At 58.0% G+C, this 1,485-nt stretch carries 1 protein-coding gene and 1 pseudogene; both read left to right on the top strand.

What is annotated here, in order from left to right; genetic code table 11:
* Positions 1–233: pseudogene (locus tag EN925_RS35470) on the top strand (serine hydrolase); the annotation flags it as partial.
* A 233-nt stretch (positions 234–466) separates the two neighbouring features.
* Positions 467–1,485, top strand: a 1,019-nt coding sequence (locus EN925_RS35465) for an ABC transporter substrate-binding protein (RefSeq protein ID WP_245487419.1), incomplete at its 3' end; no start/stop codon positions are given.

The raw sequence follows: 1,485 nt of genomic DNA, 5'->3' as shown, positions 1-1,485 counted from the left end.
ATCCGGAACTGGTTTCGTACCAGGGGCTGGGCTGGGTTTCTGAGCCGATCAACGGGCACGATTTCGTCGGGCATTCCGGCAGCGACGTGGGCGCCTCCAACATGGTGGTCCTGACGCGGGATCAAACCCATGCGGTCGCCGTGCTGATGAACATCGAGGGCACCAAGAAGACCGGCGATTTCAGGGCCTCGGTGATCGAAGACCTCGTCGGGGCGAAGCTTGCGAGATGGTGAGGCAGCTAACCACTCAGGAATGCCGTCAAAAAAACTAAAAAAGGGGAGAGAATATGAATAGACGCGAGTTTCTGATCTCGGCATCTGGTCTGTCGCTGGCCGCAGGGGTTGGAGTGCTGTCTCCTCCTGCGCATGCCTCGCAGGACGAGCTTGTGCTGGTGCTTGGCAGCAGCAGCAATGGCTGCCCCAACTACGACCCGATCCGCGGCACCTATCTCAATCTTGGAGCCTATTTGATCTACGACAGGCTGATCGAGATGGATGCCGATCAGTCCTACCATCCGCATCTCGCGCAATCTTGGGAAAATTCCCCGGACGGGATGAGCTGGAGCTTCACATTGCGTCAGGGCGTCAAGTTCCACGATGGCGAGCCCTTCAACGCGCACACGATCCCGTGGTGGATCTCGAAATACGCGGGCACCGAGAATCAGTTCATGGTCGACGCCATCGACCACGTCGAGATCATCGATGACCATGCGTTCCGGTTCATCATGAAGCGGCCAGAGCCAAATCTCATCTATTATTTGGCGAACGTGTTCATGGGAATCCCGAGCCCGAAGTCCTATGACGCAGTGAGTAACGGCTACGGCGTGACGGAAGCTGTGGGAACCGGGCCTTTCAAGCTTGAGAGCTTCGTCATCAGCCAGGAAACCGTGCTGGTCAGCAATGACGACTATGCCTGGCCCAATCCGCTCTCCGAAAATCAGGGGCCGCCAAGCATCAAGCGTCTGACACTGCGCGAGATTCCGGATGCTTCGACAGCCTTCCTGGAACTGAAGACCGGCGGGGTTGGCATGCTGCTTGGCCTGCCTACCGAATTTCTCCCTCAGTTGCAGGCTGAAAAGAGCATCAAGTTCCGGACCCTGCCCGGCATCGGCGTCACCACAATCAAGTTCAACGTTCGCAAGGAGCCGTTCACCGACATCAAGATTCGCCAGGCGACAGCCCTGGCTGTTGATCAAGCTGCCATCCTCAAAGGCGTCTACAACGGCATCGGAACAGAGTCGCACCAATTTCTTATCGCCTCGCTCGCGGAATCGCGGGTCGGCAAGGATTTTGAGATCCACTACGATGCGGAAAAAGCCAACCATCTGCTCGACGAGGCCGGATGGGTTCGTGGCGACGATGGCGTCCGTCACAAGGCCGGGGCGCCGCTGGCGGTCAGCCTCTGGACGAGAGGCGAGACCGAATACAAGCGGATTGCCGAAATTGTGCAGGCTCAGCTCAAGGCGGTTGGCATGGCGGTCGATAT

This window comes from Mesorhizobium sp. M7A.F.Ca.US.006.04.2.1, from assembly GCF_004022915.1.
GTDB classification, from domain to species: Bacteria; Pseudomonadota; Alphaproteobacteria; order Rhizobiales; family Rhizobiaceae; genus Mesorhizobium; species Mesorhizobium ciceri.
This window is presented reverse-complemented; position numbering and strand designations above follow the sequence as displayed.